Origin of the sequence: Mycobacterium sp. OAE908, assembly GCF_017872775.1 — a bacterium.
GTDB lineage: Bacteria > Actinomycetota > Actinomycetes > Mycobacteriales > Mycobacteriaceae > Mycobacterium.
Map to the genome: position 1 here is coordinate 1,444,615 of NZ_JAGGJL010000002.1, position 18,578 is coordinate 1,463,192.

At 65.4% G+C, this 18,578-nt stretch carries 19 protein-coding genes and 1 tRNA gene; 11 read left to right on the forward strand and 9 right to left on the reverse strand.

The window, feature by feature from the left end; all coding sequences use genetic code 11:
• Positions 1-49: 49 nt before the first annotated feature.
• Complete coding sequence (locus J3E61_RS32270) at positions 50-625, reverse strand: hypothetical protein (protein WP_210086656.1); 576 nt, start codon at positions 623-625, stop codon at positions 50-52.
• 64 nt (positions 626-689) lie between these two features.
• On the opposite strand from J3E61_RS32270, the gene J3E61_RS32275 reads away from it, so the two are divergent.
• The 4 genes from J3E61_RS32275 (at position 690) to J3E61_RS32290 (ending at position 5,075) form a co-directional block, all read left to right on the forward strand.
• Positions 690-1,676 carry a hypothetical protein gene (locus J3E61_RS32275; RefSeq protein WP_210086657.1) on the forward strand — a complete coding sequence of 329 codons (987 nt, stop codon included), beginning with the start codon at positions 690-692 and terminating at the stop codon, positions 1,674-1,676.
• Positions 1,677-1,697: 21 nt separating this feature from the next.
• Positions 1,698-3,173: an FAD-binding oxidoreductase gene (locus J3E61_RS32280; RefSeq protein WP_210086658.1), complete on the forward strand. Its 1,476-nt coding sequence runs from the start codon at positions 1,698-1,700 to the stop codon at positions 3,171-3,173.
• Between the two features lie 30 nt (positions 3,174-3,203).
• Entirely contained in the window at positions 3,204-3,842 is a 639-nt protein-coding gene (locus tag J3E61_RS32285) for a cutinase family protein (protein ID WP_210086659.1), read from the forward strand.
• Between the two features lie 219 nt (positions 3,843-4,061).
• Positions 4,062-5,075, forward strand: a complete 1,014-nt coding sequence (locus tag J3E61_RS32290) for a cutinase family protein (protein ID WP_210086660.1) — start codon at positions 4,062-4,064, stop codon at positions 5,073-5,075.
• A gap of 60 nt (positions 5,076-5,135) precedes the next feature.
• On the opposite strand, the gene J3E61_RS32295 is transcribed toward J3E61_RS32290, so the two are convergent.
• Complete coding sequence (locus J3E61_RS32295; RefSeq protein ID WP_192722532.1) at positions 5,136-5,399, reverse strand: hypothetical protein; 264 nt, start codon at positions 5,397-5,399, stop codon at positions 5,136-5,138.
• Positions 5,400-5,678: 279 nt separating this feature from the next.
• Between J3E61_RS32295 and J3E61_RS32300 the strand changes: the two genes are divergently transcribed.
• Positions 5,679-6,677 (forward strand): esterase family protein, encoded by a 999-nt coding sequence (locus tag J3E61_RS32300; protein WP_210086661.1) that lies wholly within the window; start codon positions 5,679-5,681, stop codon positions 6,675-6,677.
• Here the strand turns inward: J3E61_RS32300 and J3E61_RS32305 are convergent.
• Positions 6,652-7,956, reverse strand: coding sequence for an acyltransferase (locus J3E61_RS32305; protein WP_210086662.1), 1,305 nt, complete (start codon positions 7,954-7,956; stop codon positions 6,652-6,654). The two genes, J3E61_RS32300 and J3E61_RS32305, sit on opposite strands and share 26 nt — an antisense overlap.
• A gap of 94 nt (positions 7,957-8,050) precedes the next feature.
• Between J3E61_RS32305 and J3E61_RS32310 the strand changes: the two genes are divergently transcribed.
• Together J3E61_RS32310 and J3E61_RS32315 are read left to right on the forward strand one after the other, a co-directional pair.
• Complete coding sequence (locus J3E61_RS32310; protein WP_210086776.1) at positions 8,051-8,860, forward strand: DUF3298 domain-containing protein; 810 nt, start codon at positions 8,051-8,053, stop codon at positions 8,858-8,860.
• Between the two features lie 50 nt (positions 8,861-8,910).
• Entirely contained in the window at positions 8,911-9,576 is a 666-nt protein-coding gene (locus tag J3E61_RS32315) for a glycoside hydrolase (protein WP_210086663.1), read from the forward strand.
• A gap of 6 nt (positions 9,577-9,582) precedes the next feature.
• Here the strand turns inward: J3E61_RS32315 and J3E61_RS32320 are convergent, their stop codons facing one another.
• Complete coding sequence (locus tag J3E61_RS32320) at positions 9,583-10,794, reverse strand: DUF2236 domain-containing protein (protein ID WP_210086664.1); 1,212 nt, start codon at positions 10,792-10,794, stop codon at positions 9,583-9,585.
• A 70-nt stretch (positions 10,795-10,864) separates the two neighbouring features.
• Here J3E61_RS32320 and J3E61_RS32325 point away from each other — a divergent pair, with 70 nt between their 5' ends.
• The 4 genes from J3E61_RS32325 (at position 10,865) to pip (ending at position 14,739) form a co-directional block, all read left to right on the forward strand.
• Positions 10,865-11,500 (forward strand): TetR/AcrR family transcriptional regulator, encoded by a 636-nt coding sequence (locus tag J3E61_RS32325; protein WP_210086665.1) that lies wholly within the window; start codon positions 10,865-10,867, stop codon positions 11,498-11,500.
• Positions 11,501-11,535: 35 nt separating this feature from the next.
• Positions 11,536-12,411: a lytic transglycosylase domain-containing protein gene (locus tag J3E61_RS32330; protein ID WP_210086777.1), complete on the forward strand. Its 876-nt coding sequence runs from the start codon at positions 11,536-11,538 to the stop codon at positions 12,409-12,411.
• Positions 12,412-12,438: 27 nt separating this feature from the next.
• Complete coding sequence (locus tag J3E61_RS32335) at positions 12,439-13,527, forward strand: LLM class flavin-dependent oxidoreductase (RefSeq protein ID WP_210086666.1); 1,089 nt, start codon at positions 12,439-12,441, stop codon at positions 13,525-13,527.
• 207 nt (positions 13,528-13,734) lie between these two features.
• Positions 13,735-14,739, forward strand: coding sequence for a prolyl aminopeptidase (gene pip / locus J3E61_RS32340; protein WP_210086667.1), 1,005 nt, complete (start codon positions 13,735-13,737; stop codon positions 14,737-14,739).
• An 81-nt stretch (positions 14,740-14,820) separates the two neighbouring features.
• On the opposite strand, the gene J3E61_RS32345 is transcribed toward pip, so the two are convergent.
• The 5 genes from J3E61_RS32345 to J3E61_RS32365 form a co-directional block, all read right to left on the reverse strand.
• A tRNA-Pro gene (locus J3E61_RS32345) sits at positions 14,821-14,897 on the reverse strand.
• Between the two features lie 60 nt (positions 14,898-14,957).
• On the reverse strand, positions 14,958-15,740 hold the full coding sequence (locus J3E61_RS32350; RefSeq protein ID WP_210086668.1) for a sulfite exporter TauE/SafE family protein: 783 nt from the start codon (positions 15,738-15,740) through the stop codon (positions 14,958-14,960).
• Between the two features lie 10 nt (positions 15,741-15,750).
• Positions 15,751-17,154, reverse strand: coding sequence for a ribosome biogenesis GTPase Der (gene der, locus J3E61_RS32355; RefSeq protein ID WP_192722520.1), 1,404 nt, complete (start codon positions 17,152-17,154; stop codon positions 15,751-15,753).
• A complete protein-coding gene (locus tag J3E61_RS32360; protein ID WP_210086669.1) occupies positions 17,151-17,837 on the reverse strand; it encodes a (d)CMP kinase in 687 nt (228 codons plus the stop codon). The genes der and J3E61_RS32360 overlap by 4 nt, the downstream gene beginning before the upstream one ends.
• Positions 17,834-18,577 carry an rRNA pseudouridine synthase gene (locus J3E61_RS32365; RefSeq protein ID WP_210086670.1) on the reverse strand — a complete coding sequence of 248 codons (744 nt, stop codon included), beginning with the start codon at positions 18,575-18,577 and terminating at the stop codon, positions 17,834-17,836. Before J3E61_RS32365 ends, J3E61_RS32360 begins: the two co-directional genes overlap by 4 nt.
• Position 18,578: the final 1 nt, after the last annotated feature.

Here is an 18,578-nt window from a genome sequence, read left to right on the forward strand (position 1 = left end):
GCCATCGCCGCGATCCGGGCCGAACCCGGGCGCGAGATCCGCGGCAAACTCAGTCGCGTAAAGACGACGCCTCGGCCGCCGGCGGCTCGTGAGGTATGCACCAATACCAAAGCGACGGCAACGCCACCATATGCGGAGTGATCGGGTTGTCGGTGGACCGGCCTTTTCGCCCCGCCACCTCGGCGTCCACCGGGAAACTCGCGGCGTAAACCGATGCCAGCAAACCCAATTCGTACGCCCCGCGCCGGTGCGGACAAAGATCATTTTCGGGTCCCTGCAAGAAATTGTTTGCTGCCCATTTCTTTTGAGCCGGATTCACTGCAGAATCGAGGTAGTTAAAGACCGAAACTGTGCGAGAATGCCCCTCGTTACCTACCGACGAGATCGCTTGCTGGTGGGAGGAGACCAAGATTTCGACGCAACTGCGCCTCGCAGCGGGTGTCTGCGTGCTCACCACCGGACTCCTTATCGGGAGCGGCGGTGGAGCGATCGCGACAGCCGACACCGAAACAACAGGTGCGAGCACCTCCACGAGCCAGTCGGTCAGTGAATCGAGCGACGCCGGCGGTTCGACCGCGTCGACCGCTAGCACCGCTAATAAACCGAAATCTTCGCTCAACACCACCCTTCAAAGCGTCCTTCAGAAGCTGCGTTCGCTCGGCAAACCGGCACCGAAACCACCCGTTGCGGTGAAACCGACGCCAGATGTCGTTGCGCCCGACCCCGATGCCGACAACACCGAGTCCTCAGAGGCCATTCCGGCCGCGATCACCACCGATCCAGCCGAGGCCGGTGAAAACTCGGAGGGCGGCGATCCCGCCGCGACTCCGCTCAACGCCGACGCCGCCGCGGCGGATCCGGGCGGACCTCCCCCATCGGGCAATGTCGCGCCCGGCATGACGGCGTTCCGACCGGTGACCAACGCGGTGGCAACAGTTGCCGGGGTTGCGCTCACCGTGCCCGGCGTCTTCGCTGGCCTTCCCGGGTCAGAAGATCCGCTCGGCGACGTCATCACTTCGTTGCAGAGCATGCTGGTGACCGTCAATGGCGCGGTCGCGCCGCTCGCCCAGATGCCGGGCGATCTGTACTCGCTGATGGTCGGACTCGCGACGACGCCAGTCGAAACCGTCGGCGTCACCTCCGGCCTCGGCCGTTCGGTTGCAGCAGGTGCAGGCCTGACATCACCGACGACGCCGTTCGCCGGCCCGATTCTTCCGTTCACTCCCAGCGGGGACATGCCGCTGCTCGGCGACGTCATCGCACCCGCAACGCTCGGCGGAATTGCGGCCGCGGGCTTGAGCGCCGACTTGTCGCTGTCCGGGACCGCCCCGCTGGCGGTTGGCGGCGCCGGCCCGACCGACGCCCTGTCGTTCCTCGAGCACACCGTCAAGGCCGTGCTGGCGCCCGCTTCCCTGACGGCCCTCGCCGCGTTCGCGCTGCCGGGCATCGCCGGGCTTCTGATCATCTCCGGAGCTGGCATTCGGTTCGGATACCGCCAGGCGAAGGCAGCGATGGCCGTGCGGACAAGCGCGATCTCGCGTTTCGCACGTCAGGGGCCGTTGGGCGTCGTACGGTCGGGTTCACTGGTCACGCTGCATACGCGCAATCGGCGGTCGCCACGCGTCGTCCTGCAGACGGCAGCGCGGGTCACGCCGCTCTTCGAACAGGCTGCCTGACAGTCCAGCCGTAATCCGGCCATGACGCGGGAGATCTCACGTCAGGTATTCATCCGCGGTGCACTCGGCTCTGCCGCGGCCACTGCGCTGGCCTCGTGCCGGACACCCGTGCACGGACCGCAGGTGCAACCAACGAATTCGGCCGCACCGAGCCCGGCTGAGGCTTCCGGCCCGCAGAACTGGGCGGCGCTCGACGACGCCATCGAGGGCCACGTCCTCCTCCCGTCCAATCCCGATTACGCCACGGCGAAAAGTCTTTTCAACGCGCTCTTCGACGACTCGACACCGGCCGCCGTCGTCACGGCGCAATCGACCGATGACATTCGCAAGGCCGTCGAGTTCGCCGCGCGAAAAGACATCAAGGTCACCGTCCGCAGCGGCGGACACTCCTACATCGGCGCCTCGACCGCCGACGGCGCAATGGTCATCGATTTACGGCGACTGCCCGGCGAGCCCACCCACGACCGCGAGCTGGTGACGATTCCGGCTGCGGCACAACTGGATTCGGTGCAGACGGCCCTGGCCGCGGAGGGACTTTCGATTCCCAGTGGTAGCTGTCCGACCGTTGGCGTCGCCGGGTTGACGTTGGGCGGCGGACTCGGGTCGGATGCGCGGCGCGCCGGATTGACGTGCGACGCCCTGGCATCGGCCGTCGTCGTGTTGCCCAGTGGTGAGGTCATCACCGCGTCGGCAGATGAGCATGCCGACGTGTTCTGGGCGCTGCGCGGCGGGGGCGGCGGAGCCGTCGGCGTCGTCGCCTCATTGACATTCCGGACCTTTCCGACCGCCGAAAGGGACGTCGTCACCGTCGAGTTCCCTGAAGATGCCACCGCGGACGTGATCCTCGGTTGGCACGACTGGTTGCAGAGCGCCGACCGCGCGATCTGGGGCATGGTCAACATCACCGTGGGAGCTGGCTCGGCGGGTTGCACCGTTGTGCTGGCGACGCCGGCAGGCGACGGGCCGCACAGGGCCAGTCAGTTCAGTGCCGCCGCTGGTGTGCAGCCCACGAGCACTACCACCCGAACGTTGGGGCGCATGGACTTCGTCCGGTACTTCGAAGGAGGCAGTCAGGCGGCTCGTCCGCGAGCGTTCGTCGCAGGATCCGACATCATCGGGGAGATGACGCGCGGAGCCGCGGAATCGATCGCCGCTGCGACGACTGCATGGCCGCTCGACGCGGGTTCGGCGACTGCGGTGATCGAGTCACTATCCGGTGCTGTCCAAGACGGTGGGCCGGGTGATGCCGCGTTTCCCTGGCGACGTGCGGCCGCCTGCGTCCAGTGGTACACCGAACCCTCGGCTGCCCGAGTTGACACCGCGCACCGCTGGCTGACCAGCGCGCATACCTCGGTTCAAGCACATTCGGTGGGACGTTATGTCAACTATGCGGAGCCGGACACCCGTCCGTCGCTGTACTTCGGCGCGAACCTACAGCGGCTGGGTGCGGTCCGTCGGCAATACGACCCGACCGGGCTGATGTGTTCGTTGATGTGACATCCGCGGGCCGTCTGGCGACATACCAGCATGGGCACGTCGAGCTTCTACCGAATCACCGTCGGCGCGGCAGTGGCGACGACTGCCTGGGCACTGCCTCTTGCCAACCTCCCGGCCGCCGGCGCCGATCCATGCCCTGATGTGGAGGTCGTGTTCGCGCGCGGGACGACTGAGCCTCCAGGTCCGGGTGGCATCGGGCAGACCTTCATCGACTCACTTCGGTCGCAACTGGGCGGACGCACGGTCGGGGTGTACGCGGTGAACTATCCCGCCAGCCGCGACTTCGAAACCAGTACCCCGGCCGGCGCACAGGACGCGAGCGCCCATATTCAAGCGACGGCCGCGAATTGCCCCAATACTCGGTTGGTGCTCGGCGGATATTCCCAAGGCGCAGCGGTGATCGACCTGTCGACCACGGCCGCGCCTGTCCAGATCGCCGATCACGTCGCGGCCGCCGCGCTCTTCGGCGCTCCGCGGAGTGCGTTCGCGGACACTCTCTCCCCCGGCCCACTGCCAACGATCGCTCCGCAGTACGTGGACAGAACGATCGACCTGTGTGTGCCGAACGACCCCATCTGTTCCGACGGCGGAGACATGCGTGCCCACACGGCATACATCGAGACCGGAATGGTCAATCAGGCCGCAACTTTCGCGGCGAATCGGATCTAGGAAGGCGAAACATCAACGCGTGCAGAGGATCTTGCGCCGCTTCGCTAGCGTGCGATTAGCAAGCTCTAAGGAGGCGGTAAGAGACTAGGTATTCGGCGGTGAGTTACGTAGTATTCACCGCAATCCACTTCAGCCAGGCTGGCAGCATCTGGGTTCCGCGTAATACTCGGCGGCTGTCTCACGACATAGATGACATCGTTGCGAGTCGGGAGGTCAGTCATGGCGAAGCTGCAGTTCATCGCTACTGCTGCTGTGCTGGGAAAATGGGGCAAACTCGGGGCGCGCGAAGGGCTTTCCGCTCGGCGCGCATCACCTGTCGAGGTATGCAAGCATAGGTCCGTGAGGCCACGTCACATCGCGGTATCGATCGGCGCTGCGGCACTGGCGACTTGCGGTCTGCAGAGTGCACCGATTCCGACAGCGCAGGCCGAGCCGTGCCCGGACGCCGAAGTCGTGTTCGCTCGGGGCACCACCGAAGCGCCGGGCCTAGGGCCGACGGGGGAAGCGTTCGTCGACGCACTGCGCGCGCGGGTCGCCCCGAAGTGGCTTGGCGTGTACGCGGTCGACTATCCGGCGACCATCGAATTCTCCACCGCCATCGACGGCATCAACGATGCACGCACACACATCCTCGCCACTGCCGCGAATTGCCCGAAGACCAAGATGGTGCTCGGCGGATTCTCGCAGGGCGCGGCGGTCATGGGCTTCGTCACCGCAAGCGTTGTGCCCGATGGGGTTTCGCCGGCGGAGGTGCCGGCACCGATGCCCCCCGAGGTGGCAAACCACGTCGCAGCGGTAGCCCTGTTCGGCAAGCCGTCGACACGTTTTATGCGTGCGATCAATGACCCGGCCGTCACTATCGGGCCGCAGTACGTGGGCAAGACCATCGACCTGTGTGTCGACAACGACCTCGTCTGCGATACCAGCGGCAGGAGTTTCTCGGCACACAACACGTACATCGATGCCGGAATGACCGATCAGGCAGCCACTTTCGTCGCCAATCAGCTGCAAGCGAGTTGGGCCGCGGACGCGTTGGCGCAACCACCCGGCACTGGCCCGGCACCGGGACCGCAGGCCACGCCCGGGCCGTCGCCGCTGTCCGCGCCTGCGGTTAGCGCGGCGCCGACGATACCCGCCGCGGGAACTGTCGGTCCCGCACCGCATCTGGAGGCCGCGCCGGTTCCTCCGGGTCCTGCGGCTCCCCCCGCACCCCCTATTGCACCCCTCGCCTGACGTAACGAGGCCTGGCGCCCGCCCACGTCGTGAACAAGCGCCAGGCCTAGTCGTTTGGGGTTAGGTCCCCTTGGCGTAGCGGGTCAGGAAGCTGAATGCGGCGATCCCGGCGACCACACCGATCACGCCCCAGATCACGAACGGGAAGACCAGTGCAATCGGTGACCAGCCGACGCTGGAGAACGTGACTGCCGTGTAGATCAGCCAGATCAGCCGGTATGCGCACCACAGTGCGGTCAGGCCGGTTGCGATCCCGATCCCCAGCGCCGTGTTGCGGTCGACGCGGTTGATCTGTTCCTCGAGCTGGGTGGGCACGAGCTTCATTACGGTTGTCCTTTCGTGGTGCGCAGCCTCGTTGGCGTCGTCATCGCGATAAGTACAGACGCCCTCGGCGGCTACCGATCCCAACAATTGCCGTCAGTGGCAATCCGGTTAGCTCGACCGGCGCTCTCTTCGATTGGGATGCAACAGAACTGGCGTCTTATGACAGCCACTTTCATTTTACGAACCGCAGGTCAGGGCGGGCCGGCGAGATCGAGCGACACGCAACATTTGAAGTCGGAAAGAGTTGCCTGTCGATTCGCTGAACTACATAATCAGCCCGTGACCCAACTGAAGAGTCGTATCCGTGTGTTCGTCGTCGTCTTGATCTCGGTACTTCCGTTCCTGTCGGTCCCGGTCGCGGCGGCAGATCCGCCGGGTGGGGCTCCGGGCGGCGGTCCACACATCACCGACATTCAGCACGTCAACGACCGGTGGGACAAGGTGTCGGTGTACTCGCCGTCGATGAATACCGTCATCGTCAACGACGTCTTCAAGGCCCCCAAGTCGGGCGCGCCCACGTTCTATCTGCTGCCCGGCATCGACGGCGGCGACGACATTGCCGGCGGGGGCATCGCGCCCGGCGGCAAGAGCTGGTTCGGCATGACCGACATTCAGGGGTTTTTCGCGAACAAGAACGTCAACGTGGTCTCTCCACTGGGCGGCGCCTTCAGCTGGTGGACCAACTGGGTCGCTGACGGAAGCAAGCAGTATCAGACCTACATGACGCAAGAACTGCCGCCGCTGATCAACAAGCAGTACAACACCAACGGCCGCAACGCGGTGGGCGGGTTGTCGAGCACCGGTGGCACCGCCGTGGATTACGCCGTGCAGGCGCCTGGCCTGTATCGGGCCGTCGGCTCCTACAGTGGGCTGCTCAACCCCTCAGATCAGCCCCAGCAGGTGTCGTTGACCCTGGCCGGTGGCGGTGCCAGCGCCGACGCGATGTGGGGCCCGCCCGGTGACCCGCTGTGGGTGGCCCACGACCCGTCGAAGAACGTATCCAAGCTCAAGGGAGTGGCTGTCTATGCCGCCGCATCGGCCAGCGGCGGAGTCGGTGCCGTCGACCGGCTGCCCGAGGGCTTCGGCCCCAACTTCACCGGCGGATTGATCGAACGCATCGTCGCCGACAGCACCAAGGTGTTCGCCGACTCCGCGGCGGCGGCCGGGGTGCCGATCAACTACGTCGTGCGACCAGAGGGCTCCCACACTTGGGGGCTGTTCGAGTCGGAGATGCAGGAGTCCTGGAACACCACTATCGGACCCGCGCTCGGGGTGTAGCGGCTATCCGCGCGGCGGCCGCGGCGGCGACGAAGCCGCCGAGGGCCGTCCACCCGGTGGCGTCTGCAAGCCCGTTCTTGGCGAGCACCAGGACCGCAACGCCTGCGACGCAAACCAGCGCTCCGGCGGCGTAGGCACGGACGCCGTCGGCGTCGGCCGGTGTATCCCACCACGGCAGCCGGCGATGCTCGAGCGGTGACAGCAGTCGGAAAGCCACGGCCATCACCGCCGCGAACACGACCGCCCGCAGCGCTAGGCGGGCCCAAAACCCTTGTGCGTGAACGTCATACGCGTCGAGACCGAACGCGTTCAGCGTGAAGGTGGCTACTGCGATTGCCGGGATGTGCCAAAGGTAGAGGGTCATCGCTCCCCCATTGCCGACGGCAACCGCCCGCCAAACCCGCGGCCGGGCCGCCCATGTCCGGATCACACTCGCGGTAGCGACGAAGGCGAACGACAACCACGTGCACTGCAGAGCGAGCAGGAACGTCGGCGGCGTCACGTTCGACATCCGCTCGGTGCCGGTGACCACCAGAGACACTTCGTAGGGCCCCGCGATCGCCACCACGACCTGCGTGGTGAGCGCCGCGACCGCAACGGCCCATGCCATGCGGACGCTGATTAGCCGACGCGCGTATCCGACCCCGATCGCGACGGGGATCAGCCAGACGATCAGGAAGTTGGCTGCCGCGGACATGGGTGCGCCGACGGCGATCCTGATCGCATCGAAGGCCGCCGCTGCGGCGAGCAATGCGGCGACGACGACGGCGATGCCACGACCGGTCTGAAGCCTTGTGAGCCCTGGGACGAAGGCGAGCACGACGAGGTAAACCCCGAGGAACCACAGCAGCGCGACGCACTCGCGCCCCAGCCCCTCTGCGGATTCGGCGCCAAGGGTCATGCGCGCCACCACGAGACCGGCCGACCATGCCGCGAGGTACCAGAACACGGGCCGACACAGGCGCTGCGCCCTGGTGAATAGCCATGTCCCCCAACGGTTTCCGGCGCGCCAGCTGTAGGCGCCGGCAGCGCCACCTGCCAGAAAGAACAGCGGCATCACCTGAACGACCCAGGTGATCGGGGCGAGCGCGGGAATCTCACCGAGCAGGTTGCCGATGCGCAGCCCACCGGAGTCGATGGTGGCAAGCAGCAGCGCGCAGTGGCCGAACATCACGACGACAAGTGCGGCGATGCGGATGACGTCGACAGCACGGTCGCGGCCGACCGGTGTGGTGACGGCGTCCGTGCCGCTGTCGGATGCGGGCTGGCTGAGCGACATGACACAAGCATGCCCGGCCAGGGCATTTAGCGGATGAGTAGTACTACCCGCTAATCTCTCGTCCGCGGCGTACGCCGCAGTTTGCCAGGAGGGAATACGGGTGCGCATCTTCAATGTGGCCGCGCTGGTCGCGGCCGTCGCCATCTTCGGCTCTTCCGGCGTGGCCTCCGCCGCGCCAAAGGACTACTGCGCCGATCTCAAGGGCGGCAATACCGGCCGGACGTGCGAGATCCAGCTCTCCGACGCCGGCTACAGCGTCAACATCAGCATCCCGCTGGACTATCCCGACCAGAAGTCGGTGGCTGACTACATTGCCCAGACGCGCGACGGGTTCCTCAACGTGGCCAAATCCGGTGCGCCGCGCGACACCCCGTACGAGCTGAACATCACGCCGACGGAGTACAACTCGGCAGTGCCGCCGCGCGGGACGCAAGCTGTGGTGTTCAAGGTGTACCAAAACGTCGGCGGCGCGCATCCGCAGACGATGTTCAAGGCGTTCAACTGGGACCAGAGCTATCGCAAGGCGATCATCTGGACGGCCGCACCGGACGATAAGAACAACACACCGTTGTGGCGAGTCGACGATCCGCTGAAGGTCGTCGGCCCGATCGTGCAGGCTGAACTGCAGAAGCAGCTGGCACCTCCACCGCCGGCCGCGCCGGCCACCCCGCCTGCGGCGACGACGCCGACCACGAGCCCAGCGCCCACAACGCCGCCGGTGGCGGCGCCACCGCCCGTCGCGATTGCTCCTGCGGCGTTGTACAACCCGAACAACTACCAGAACTTCGCGGTCGTCAACGACGGGGTGATCTTCTTCTTCGACCAGGGGACACTGCTGCCGGAGGCGGCAGGGGCGACGCAGGTGCTGGTGCCCCGGTCGGCGATCGACCCGATGATTGCGTAACTCTCAACCTTTGGTGAAGGTAGCCATTCCGTCTCGGATCCGGCAGTAGGGTGCTGGCCGTGGGCAAGAACCTGTTAGCCGACGGCCGGGGTCGCTGGTTGGCGCTCGGCGCGTCGGTTGTTCTTGCCTGCGGCATGTTCTATGCGCAGGGCGCAGAGCCTCGGCACAGCCCTGCGAACGCGGCAGTCCCGCCATCAACGCAGGAAGCCGTTCCGCCGAGCGCGACGAAGCTTGCTACCCCCTCGGCCGCGGACTTGTTGGCCGCGAGTGCGCCGGTGGCCGGCCAGGATTTCCAGTTCGCGTTGCCTGCCGGCATCGCGCCGGAGAACGGCTTGCAGATCCACACAATTTGGGTGGCGCGTGCGATCAATGTGATGTTCCCGGAGATCAAGACGATCGGCGGGTATCGGCAGGACCCGTTGCCATGGCATCCCAACGGGTTGGCGATCGACGTGATGATCCCGGACTATCACAGCGAAGCGGGCATCGCGCTGGGCAACCAGATCGCGGGCTACGCGCTGGCGATGGCGAAGACGTGGGGCGTGATCCACGTAATTTGGCGGCAGGGCTTCTACCCGGCCCAAGCCGCGCCGAGTTGGACGGCGAACTACGGCAACGAAACCGCCAACCACATGGACCACGTTCACATCGCAACCGACGGCGGCGGCTATCCGACGGGAAAAGAAGCCTACTTCCTCGACTCCATGCGTTCTTGAATCGCGCTACGCGACGCTGCTCATGTGTGAAGCAGAGTCGCCGATTGTCGCCTGGCTGTCGCCGATGATGGTGCGCAGCAATGCTTCTTGTTCGCGTCGGCCACGGGACGCCGCACGATCCCTGCCGCCGGGCAGCGCGATTGCCGCGACACTGCGGCCTACGTTGACCGGGATCCGCAACAGCGGGTACCACGGCGGCACGTAGGTCAGGCCGAGCGTGCGCATCGCCCGCGGTCCGAGGAAACCGCTCGTCACCGACAGGTGTTGGGCCCATGCCAGACGGCGGCGCAGTCCCCGCGCGCCCCGGTAGTGCCACGACAGCGGATCCTCGGCCATCGGCACTGAAAGCTGCTGGGTCGAGTCGTCGGGCATCGACAGCGCGGTAGCCGTGTGAAAGAGCACGCGGATGCCGTCACGGAAGTCGTGCGGCAGCCATTCGTCCTGCACGCCGATCAGCCAGCCGACATAGCGGGTCAGGTGTGCGATGGCGTCGAGGTCGCCGGGCGCGGGCAGGATTCCCATTCCCATTGCACCGACGGGTGGGGCGATCAGCGCGCCGACCAGGGTCGCGGCCATGTCGGTCTGGTTGACCGGCAAACCCCACTCATCACTGCGCCAATCGGGCATCGCGACCACATGCCTGCGCACGAAGGCGTGGATCAGCCGGACGCGCAGTGTGGATCGGTAGCCGATTCCGAACGGGGTCAGACCGCCGTCGGCGATGACGTCCATCGCCCACTGCATGGTCTCAGCGAAGCGCTGGTTCGAGCCCTTCTCCAACGCGCCGGTACGCAGCAGCGTCTTGTTGAATCCGGAGAACTGATACCCGCCGAGCAGTGACACGTCGCGCGCGATGTACATGCCGTCTGCGCCACCTCTGCGCAGCGCGCGTTGACCTTTACGCACCTTGTCCCAGTCCACCCAATCGGGGGCAGATTCGACGGCAATGAAGAACTCGCGCAACGGTTCTGGTGCCTCGGGCACGTTGTCGATGCCCTCGGCTGCTGCACGATCGAACAGGATGCGCATCTGCGGCATGCCTGCAGACGACATCCATTCGACAAGGCTGTCCATCGGCTCGTCGCCCACGGTCAGCCGCTCGCCGAGTCTGCGCCACTGCTCCGGTGTCGGCTCGCGCAAACCCATAACGTGGGCGAACATCCGAACCACGGCAGGAACGGCGAGCGGCCTCTCGGGGTGTCGTGCCGGAATGTTCATTGCTGCTCTCCTTTGAGCATATTGGATAACGCCCGTAGTCAGAATTTAGGTTGCGGGTATCGTGCTGTCAATGAAGCGCGCGGAGGTGGTGCGCGAATACGGCGGCATCAGCGCGACCGACCGCCGCGCCGAACGCCGTCGAAAGCTGCTGGCAGCAGGGCGGCGTACGTGGGGCGAGTCCGGAGTCACCGAGGTGACGGTCCGCGGCGTCTGCACCGATGCGGGGCTGACCTCGCGCTACTTCTACGAGCAGTTCCCGAACCGGGAGGCGCTGCTGTTCGCCATCTCCGACGACGTCCGCGATCAACTGCTCGATGCGCTGGTTGTCGCCGGGATCGGCGCCCCTGGAACGCTCGGCGACAAACTTCGGTCGGCGCTGACGGCGTTCCTCGACATGATTGCCGCCGATCCTCACGTGCACCGCATCGCCACCGGGGACGTGAGCAGTGTTCCGGGTTTGGCGCAGCACCGCACGCACATCTTGGACATGATCACCGATCTGGTGATCCAGCACGCTCCGGACGTCCTGACCGGCGAGACTCCGGACCCCGCTGACTTGCGTCGAGGTGCCGTATTCATGGTCGGCGGTGTCAATCAACTCATCGGAGCCTGGCTGGAGAATCCGCAGGAGACCACGGGCGAGGTGGCGGCGGTGTGCGCTGATCTGTGCGTCGCTGTGGCTCGTGGCATCACACGGTCGAGTTGACAGGATCCACTGTGCTGCAACAACTTTCGGGCCTCATGCTCGCCGCGACCTTGCTCGCAGGATGTTCGACGTCGACAACGGACGTCGCCGCACCGAAGACGGCGGCTGAAAGCCCGTCGGTCAGCGCGACCATGCTCGACGAGACAACGGCACCCGCGGCCGCGCAACCGCGGCTGGCAGCAGACCCGGCGCAACTGGCCGACGATCTGGTCGCCGACGAGCAGGTTCTACATGACCCCTCGGCGTCGGAGGCGGCGCTGACGCAGGCGGCGCGCCGACAGCAGGCGGCTTATCGCGCCATTGGGCACCATCCCGAATGGGATGCAGTGGCGCGAGGACGCATCCCGGCGACGATGCTGGAGGTCTATGACCTCAATGTGGATGCACGGCGCCAGCTCGACACGTTGGCACATGCCACAGATGCGGTGCCAGCGTGGCGAATCGAAGCGCCTGCTCCGGCTGATGACCTCCTGAATTACTACCGCGAGGCAGAGTCGGCCTCGGCTGTGGGATGGAACTTCCTGGCGGCGATCAATTTGATCGAGACACGCTTCGGACGGATCAACGGTGTGAGCACCGCGGGCGCGCAAGGTCCGATGCAGTTCTTGCCGTCGACGTTCGCGGCGTATGGAGACGGCGGAGATATCCACTCACCGCACGACAGCATCATGGCGGCCGGGCGGATGTTGGCTGCCAACGGCTTTGCGACGGACCGTGATCATGCGATCTACCGTTACAACAACGCCGATGCCTACGTGCACGCGGTCAACGATTATGCGGCGGTGCTCGCGGCCGACCCGTCGTCATTCACCGGCTACTACCGGTGGGAGGTCTACTACCCCACCACGGCCGGCGACGTGCTCCTTCCGATCGGCTACCCCGCGACTGCAGCGATTCCCGTTGGGACATAAGGGCATCCGGACCGAGTAACGCGACTAATGAACAGCAAACTGACGTTCGGCTACCTCTACGATTTCCGGAACCCCGCCCAGTGGCGTCGGCCATGGGCAGAGGTCTATGCAGAGACGTTGGAGTTCGCCACGTGGACTGAGACGCTGGGCTTCGAGGGCGCGTGGGTGCCTGAACATCACGCGGCCGAGGATGGTTATCAACCCTCGCCGATGGTCATGTTGGCGGCGCTTGCGGCTCGTACCAAGAGAATGCGGATCGGTCCCGCGGTCGCCCTGGCGCCGCTCTATCACCCGGTGCGCTTTGCCGAAGAGTGCGCGGTGCTCGACATCCTGTCCAACGCGCGCCTCGATGTGTCCGTTGCTGTCGGCTATCGGCGGCGCGAAGCCGAAGGCTACGGCGTCGACTTCACAACGCGCGGCAGCCGCACAAACGAATTCCTCGAGATTCTCCTGCGCCTCTGGCGAGGCGAATCCGTCACGGTCAACGGCAAGCATTTCCAGCTGCGGGACGCCAAGATCATGCCGGTACCTCCGAACGGTCGAATTCCCCTCTATCTCGGGGGTTTCAACGAAAAAGCGATTGAGCGCACGGCGAAGTTCGGCGACGGCTACTTCGGCAACATGGAGTTCGTTGAGCTGTACAACGAGAAGCTGCGTGCGCACGGCAAAGATCCTGCAACGGGCCGTATCCGAATTCAGGGACTCTTTGTGGTGGTGGCGAACGATCCAGAGCAAGCGTCAGAGGAACTTGCTCCGTTTTACCTCCATGTCAACAACTCGTACGGGCAGTGGCTGAGCGAGGACAAGAAGTCGACGGGCATCGACGGCGACACGATGTTGAAACCGATGACGCTCGAGCAATTCAAGGGGAGTCGCATACTGCAGGTCCTGACGCCGGCGGCGGCCATCGACCTCTTCAACGCGATGCGCGCAAAAGCGCCCGTCGAGCACTTCATGATGATGTTGCCACCTGGCATTCCGGCCAAGCAGTTCGCGAAGTACGCGGAAACCTTTGCCAACGAGGTGATTCCCGCTTTCGCTGATCCGCCTGCGGATTCGATTAACGCAACACCCAAGTCATCGGACGATGCGATAACGCAAATGGACGACGCCTAGGGCTTCGAGCACCCGGGCCGAGCTGGCGAGGAGTCGGCATCTTCGCAACCGTCTGAACCGCTGATGATCAAACCTCTCCGTGAGCGCCGCACACAAACGTGCGCCTCCCGAGGTCCTCGTCGCAGAACTAGAGATTCGCAGGTGATCAGTTCCAGTCTCGAATCGGTGAAGAGAGCCTGGGTTCGACCGCCGGTAGCGTGACTGGTCGTGTCATCCGACCGTCGATCGTTTTCCGAGCCACAGGTTTATGAGCACGGGCTGCTCGATGTCGGTGACGGCAACCGCATCTACTGGGAGGTCAGGGGTAACCCGAACGGCCGGCCAGCGCTGGTTGTGCACGGCGGCCCGGGTTCTGGGAGGCCACGTGGCGCCCATAAAGGGTTTGACCCCGAGGTTTTCCAGATCGTGTTGTTCGATCAGCGTGGGTGCGGTGACAGTGAACCGCATGCGGCTGATCCGGCAACAGAAATGGCGCACAACACCACCGAACACCTGCTCGCCGATATGGAAGCACTGCGCGAGCACCTGGGCATAGACCGGTGGCTGCTTTATGGCGGGTCATGGGCATCCACGCTGATCCTCGCCTACGCCCAACGTCATCCCGCCCGGGTGATCGGCATCATTTTGGTCGGGGTCACCATGACCAGGCCACGCGAGACCGACTGGCTCTACCACGGGCTACGTCTGCTGTTGCCCATCGAATGGGAGCGCTTCCGGGCCGGGGTGCCCGCGCCTGACCGCGACGGGAACCTGGTCGAGGCCTACCGACGGCTGATGGAGAACCCCGACATCGACGTGAGGGTTCGTGCGGCGCACGACTGGTGTGCATGGGAAGACGCCACGATCGCCCACGAGGCCCTCGGCAGCCCCGGTCAGTACAGCGCCAAGCCAGACGCGGCGAAGCTGGCGTTCGTGCGGATTTGTACGCATTACTTTGCCCACGGAGCATGGCTAGATGACGGGCAATTGCTGCGGGATGCCCACCTCCTCAACGGTATCCCCGGAGTTCTGATACATGGACGCCTCGATCTGTCCTGTCCACTGCTTACGGCATGGGAGCTTGCTCAGGCCTGGCCCGATGCTGAACTGATGATCATCGAGGACTCTGGTCACACCGGCAGCCCCAGCATGGGGACCGCCGTCCTTGACGCCATTGCCAGGTTCGACCCGACACGGTCTCATTTCTGGGTTCGCCGTCATGACCGCCGCTGACGCGCAGGGCACTCCGGCTCCCGGCATCATGTCGCCCGCCCAACAGAAAATCCGCTCGGCTGACGCCGGCGGGTTTCTCATTGGTCGGGCTGACAGGATTTGAACCTGCGACCACTTGACCCCCAGTCAAGTGCGCTACCAAACTGCGCCACAGCCCGCGGTGCTGCCGGGATCGCCGGCAGCAGGTCGAAAGCCTACCGCAGACCGCCGTCGCGCCCCTAAACGGTTACCAGTCGATAGAGCCCGATCGCGCCGACCATCACGATCGCTGTCCGCAGCGCCGTCGGCGAGAGCCGCCGTCCGTAATGCGCGCCGAGGAATCCACCGATCAACGAGCCGGCCGCGATCAATCCCGCCGCCGCCCAGCTGATCCGGTCGAATGCGACGAGCGTGTACGCCACCGCAGCCACGATGTTCACCAACAGCGACAGCAGATTCTTGGCCGCATTCATCCGCTGCATGTCTTCCGGCAGCAGCGCACTCATCGCCGCGATCAGCATGATGCCCTGTGCGGCCGTGAAGTACCCGCCGTATATCCCGATCGCAAAGGTCCCGAAGACCAGAGCCGCCATCCGCCGGGCGCTCACATGTTCTGGCGACTGCCCGGACAGCTCCGCTCGCCGCCGTGCCCACTCCTGGATCTTCGGACCGATGACGACCAGGCCCAGCGCCAGCACCAGGAGCACCGGCACGACCTTCTCGAACACCTTTTCCGGCAGGTGCAGCAGCAGCCATGACCCCAACAGCGCGCCGACCAAGGACGCAGGTATCTGCCATCGCAGTCGATGCCATTGGCCGCGCAATTCGCGCCGATATCCCCACGTCCCCGACACACCGCCGGCCACCAGGCCGACCGCGTTCGACATCGTCGCGGTCACCGGCGGGTAACCCAGCGCCACGAGGGTCGGGAAGGTGATCAGCGTGCCGGAGCCGACGATCGCATTGATAGCCCCCGCCCCGACGCCCGCCAGGGCGATCAGGATCATGTGCGAGACGGGCATTTGCCCAACCCTATCGAGACTTGGCGCCCCTCTTTTCCCGCACCCTTACGTTGATCCTGATCGGGCTGCCCTCGAACCCGAAGGTCTCGCGTAACCGCCGCTCAAGGAACCTCCGATAGCCGGCCTCGAGGAACCCTGTGGTGAACAACACAAACGTCGGCGGTCGCGCAGTCGCCTGCGTGGCGAACAGAATTCGCGGCTGCTTGCCTCCCCGCACCGGCGGCGGCGTCGCCGCCACGACCTCCTTGAGGAAGGTGTTCAGCCGCCCCGTCGGCACTCGGGTGTCCCACGACGCCAGCGACGTCTCCAGCGCAGGCACCAGCTTCTGCACGGCCCGGCCCGTCTTCGCCGAAATGTTCACCCGCGGCGCCCATTGCAGCTGCGACAGCTGCAAGTCGATCTCGCGATCCAGCAGATAACGCCGGTCCTCGTCAACCAGGTCCCACTTGTTGAACGCCAACACCAGGGCCCGGCCAGCCTCGATCACCATCGTCAGCACCCTCTGGTCCTGCTCGGTCAGCGGCTGCGAGGCGTCGATCAGCACGATGGCGACCTCGGCGGCATCGATTGCACCGTGCGTGCGCACAGAGGCATAGAACTCGTGCCCGCTGGCCTGCCCGACCTTGCGCCGCAGTCCCGCGGTGTCGACGAAACGCCAGACCTTGCCGTCCATCTCGATCAGCGAGTCCACCGGGTCGACCGTCGTGCCCGCCACATCGTGCACCACCGAGCGCTCGTCACCGGCCAGCCGATTCAGCAGCGAACTCTTGCCCACATTCGGCTTGCCTATCAAGGCGACTCGGCGCGGACCGCCGCCGCCGGACGCCATCTCCGACACCGCGGGAAGTGCCTCGGTGACTTTGTCCAGCAGATCGGCAACGCCACGGCCGTGTATCGCGCTGACCGGATGCGGCTCCCCCAAGCCCAACGACCACAGCTCGGCAGCGTCGGCCTCACCGCGTTCATTGTCAACCTTGTTGGCCGCCAAGAAAACTGGCTTGCCCGAGCGCTGCAGTAACCGGGCCGCCGCCTCGTCGGCCGTCGTAGCCCCGACGGTCGAATCGACCACGAAGACGATCGCGTCGGCTGTGCGCATCGCCACCGATGCTTGCTCGGCCACCAACTGCTGCAAGCCTTTTGCGTCCGGCTCCCATCCGCCGGTGTCCTGCACCACGAACCGCCGGCCCGACCACAGCGCGTCGTAGGAAACCCGGTCGCGCGTCACGCCAGGGACGTCCTGCACCACGGCTTCGCGACGGCCCAGGATCCTGTTCACCAACGTCGACTTGCCGACGTTCGGGCGACCCACAATTGCCACCACAGGCGGCGGAGCCGCGGCCTCCTCGATCGCCTCCGCGACGTCTTCCGCGCCTAGCTCCCAATCACTCTCGTCGGCCCACGTTCCATCGCTCATCGCGAAGCCCCGGCGCGCTGCTTGACCAGTTCCAGCAGATGCGCGACGACCTGCGACTCGGTCATATCGCTGGTGTCGACGACCAAAGCGTCGTCGGCGGCCCGCAGCGGAGACACCGCCCGCGTCGAATCCAGGTGATCCCGGCGCTTCACGTCGGCCAGCACGGCGTCGTAGTCAGACGCCAGCCCGGACGCGATGTTCTGGTCGTTGCGTCGTCGCGCGCGCTCCTCGGCCGAAGCCGTCAGGAAAATCTTCACGTCGGCGTTGGGCAGCACCACCGTGCCGATGTCACGGCCCTCGACCACAACGCTGCCCTGCCCTGCCGCCAGTTCGCGCTGCAACTGCACCAGCCGGGTCCTCACCGCGGGCACCGCCGATACCGCCGACACCGCTTTGGTCACCTCGTCCCCGCGTATCTCGGCCGAAACATCTTCTCCGGCAAGGTAAGAACGGTCTTCGTCAGGGTCATAACCCACGGCAAGATCCGCAGCAGCCGCCGTTGCGCCTATGGCATCGACGTCCTCGAGTGACACGCCGGCCCGAAGCACCGCCAGCGTCACGATCCGGTACATCGCACCGGTGTCCAGATAGCGGGCATCCAGCGATCGCGCCAAACCTCTTGACACCGAAGACTTTCCAGTACCTGCGGGTCCGTCGACCGCGACCACGAGTGAGGAGCTCACAGGCCCACCGCCTTGTACAACTCCCCTACCTCCTTTTGGCTCAGCACCCGGATGCTGCCCGGGCGCTGGTCGCCTAACGACACCGAGCCGATATCGGTGCGTACCAACTCCAGTACCGGATGCCCGACGGCAGCCAGCATTCGTCGCACGATCCGCTTACGACCTTCGTGCAGCGTCACTCTCACCAACGTCTTGCCGGGCACCTTGTCGACCAAAGCGAAATCGTCGACGCGCGCCGGTCCGTCGTCCAACTCGATGCCGTCGCGCAGCTTACGGCCCAGCCCGCGCGACACTGCGCCGTCGACCGTTGCCAGATAAGTCTTGGGGACCTCGAACGACGGGTGCATCAGCCGATGTGCGAGCTCGCCGTCGTTGGTCAGCAGCATCAGCCCCTCCGTGTCGGCGTCCAGTCTGCCGACGTGAAACAGCTTCTTGTTGCCGCGCACGCGATGCTCGACGAGGTCACCGACGCAGGGCCGGCCCCGGTCGTCGGACATGGTGGAGTGCATACCCTTCGGTTTGTTGATCGCCAAGTGCACCAACGTGTCGTCAACGCTCACCCGTGCCCCGTCGACGCGGATCACCGAGACGTCGGGGTCCACGCGGGTGCCCAATTCGGTGACGATCCTGTCGTCGACTTCGACCCGGCCGTCGAGGATCATCTTCTCGGCGACGCGGCGCGACGCAATTCCGGCCTGCGACAACACTTTCTGCAGACGCACGCCCTCAGAGGCGACCATC

Bases quoted from the DNA above. Each gene is read 5' to 3' on its own strand.
- J3E61_RS32295 (WP_192722532.1), bottom strand. From the start codon at position 5,399: ATGAAGCTCGTGCCCACCCAGCTCGAGGAACAGATCAACCGCGTCGAC.
- J3E61_RS32285 (WP_210086659.1), top strand. From the start codon at position 3,204: ATGGGCACGTCGAGCTTCTACCGAATCACCGTCGGCGCGGCAGTGGCG.
- J3E61_RS32350 (WP_210086668.1), bottom strand. From the start codon at position 15,740: ATGCCCGTCTCGCACATGATCCTGATCGCCCTGGCGGGCGTCGGGGCG.
- J3E61_RS32330 (WP_210086777.1), top strand. From the start codon at position 11,536: ATGCTCGCCGCGACCTTGCTCGCAGGATGTTCGACGTCGACAACGGAC.
- J3E61_RS32305 (WP_210086662.1), bottom strand. From the start codon at position 7,956: ATGTCGCTCAGCCAGCCCGCATCCGACAGCGGCACGGACGCCGTCACC.
- J3E61_RS32320 (WP_210086664.1), bottom strand. From the start codon at position 10,794: ATGAACATTCCGGCACGACACCCCGAGAGGCCGCTCGCCGTTCCTGCC.
- J3E61_RS32335 (WP_210086666.1), top strand. From the start codon at position 12,439: ATGAACAGCAAACTGACGTTCGGCTACCTCTACGATTTCCGGAACCCC.
- der (WP_192722520.1), bottom strand. From the start codon at position 17,154: ATGAGCGATGGAACGTGGGCCGACGAGAGTGATTGGGAGCTAGGCGCG.
- J3E61_RS32280 (WP_210086658.1), top strand. From the start codon at position 1,698: ATGACGCGGGAGATCTCACGTCAGGTATTCATCCGCGGTGCACTCGGC.
- J3E61_RS32290 (WP_210086660.1), top strand. From the start codon at position 4,062: ATGGCGAAGCTGCAGTTCATCGCTACTGCTGCTGTGCTGGGAAAATGG.
- J3E61_RS32325 (WP_210086665.1), top strand. From the start codon at position 10,865: ATGAAGCGCGCGGAGGTGGTGCGCGAATACGGCGGCATCAGCGCGACC.
- J3E61_RS32365 (WP_210086670.1), bottom strand. From the start codon at position 18,577: ATGGTCGCCTCTGAGGGCGTGCGTCTGCAGAAAGTGTTGTCGCAGGCC.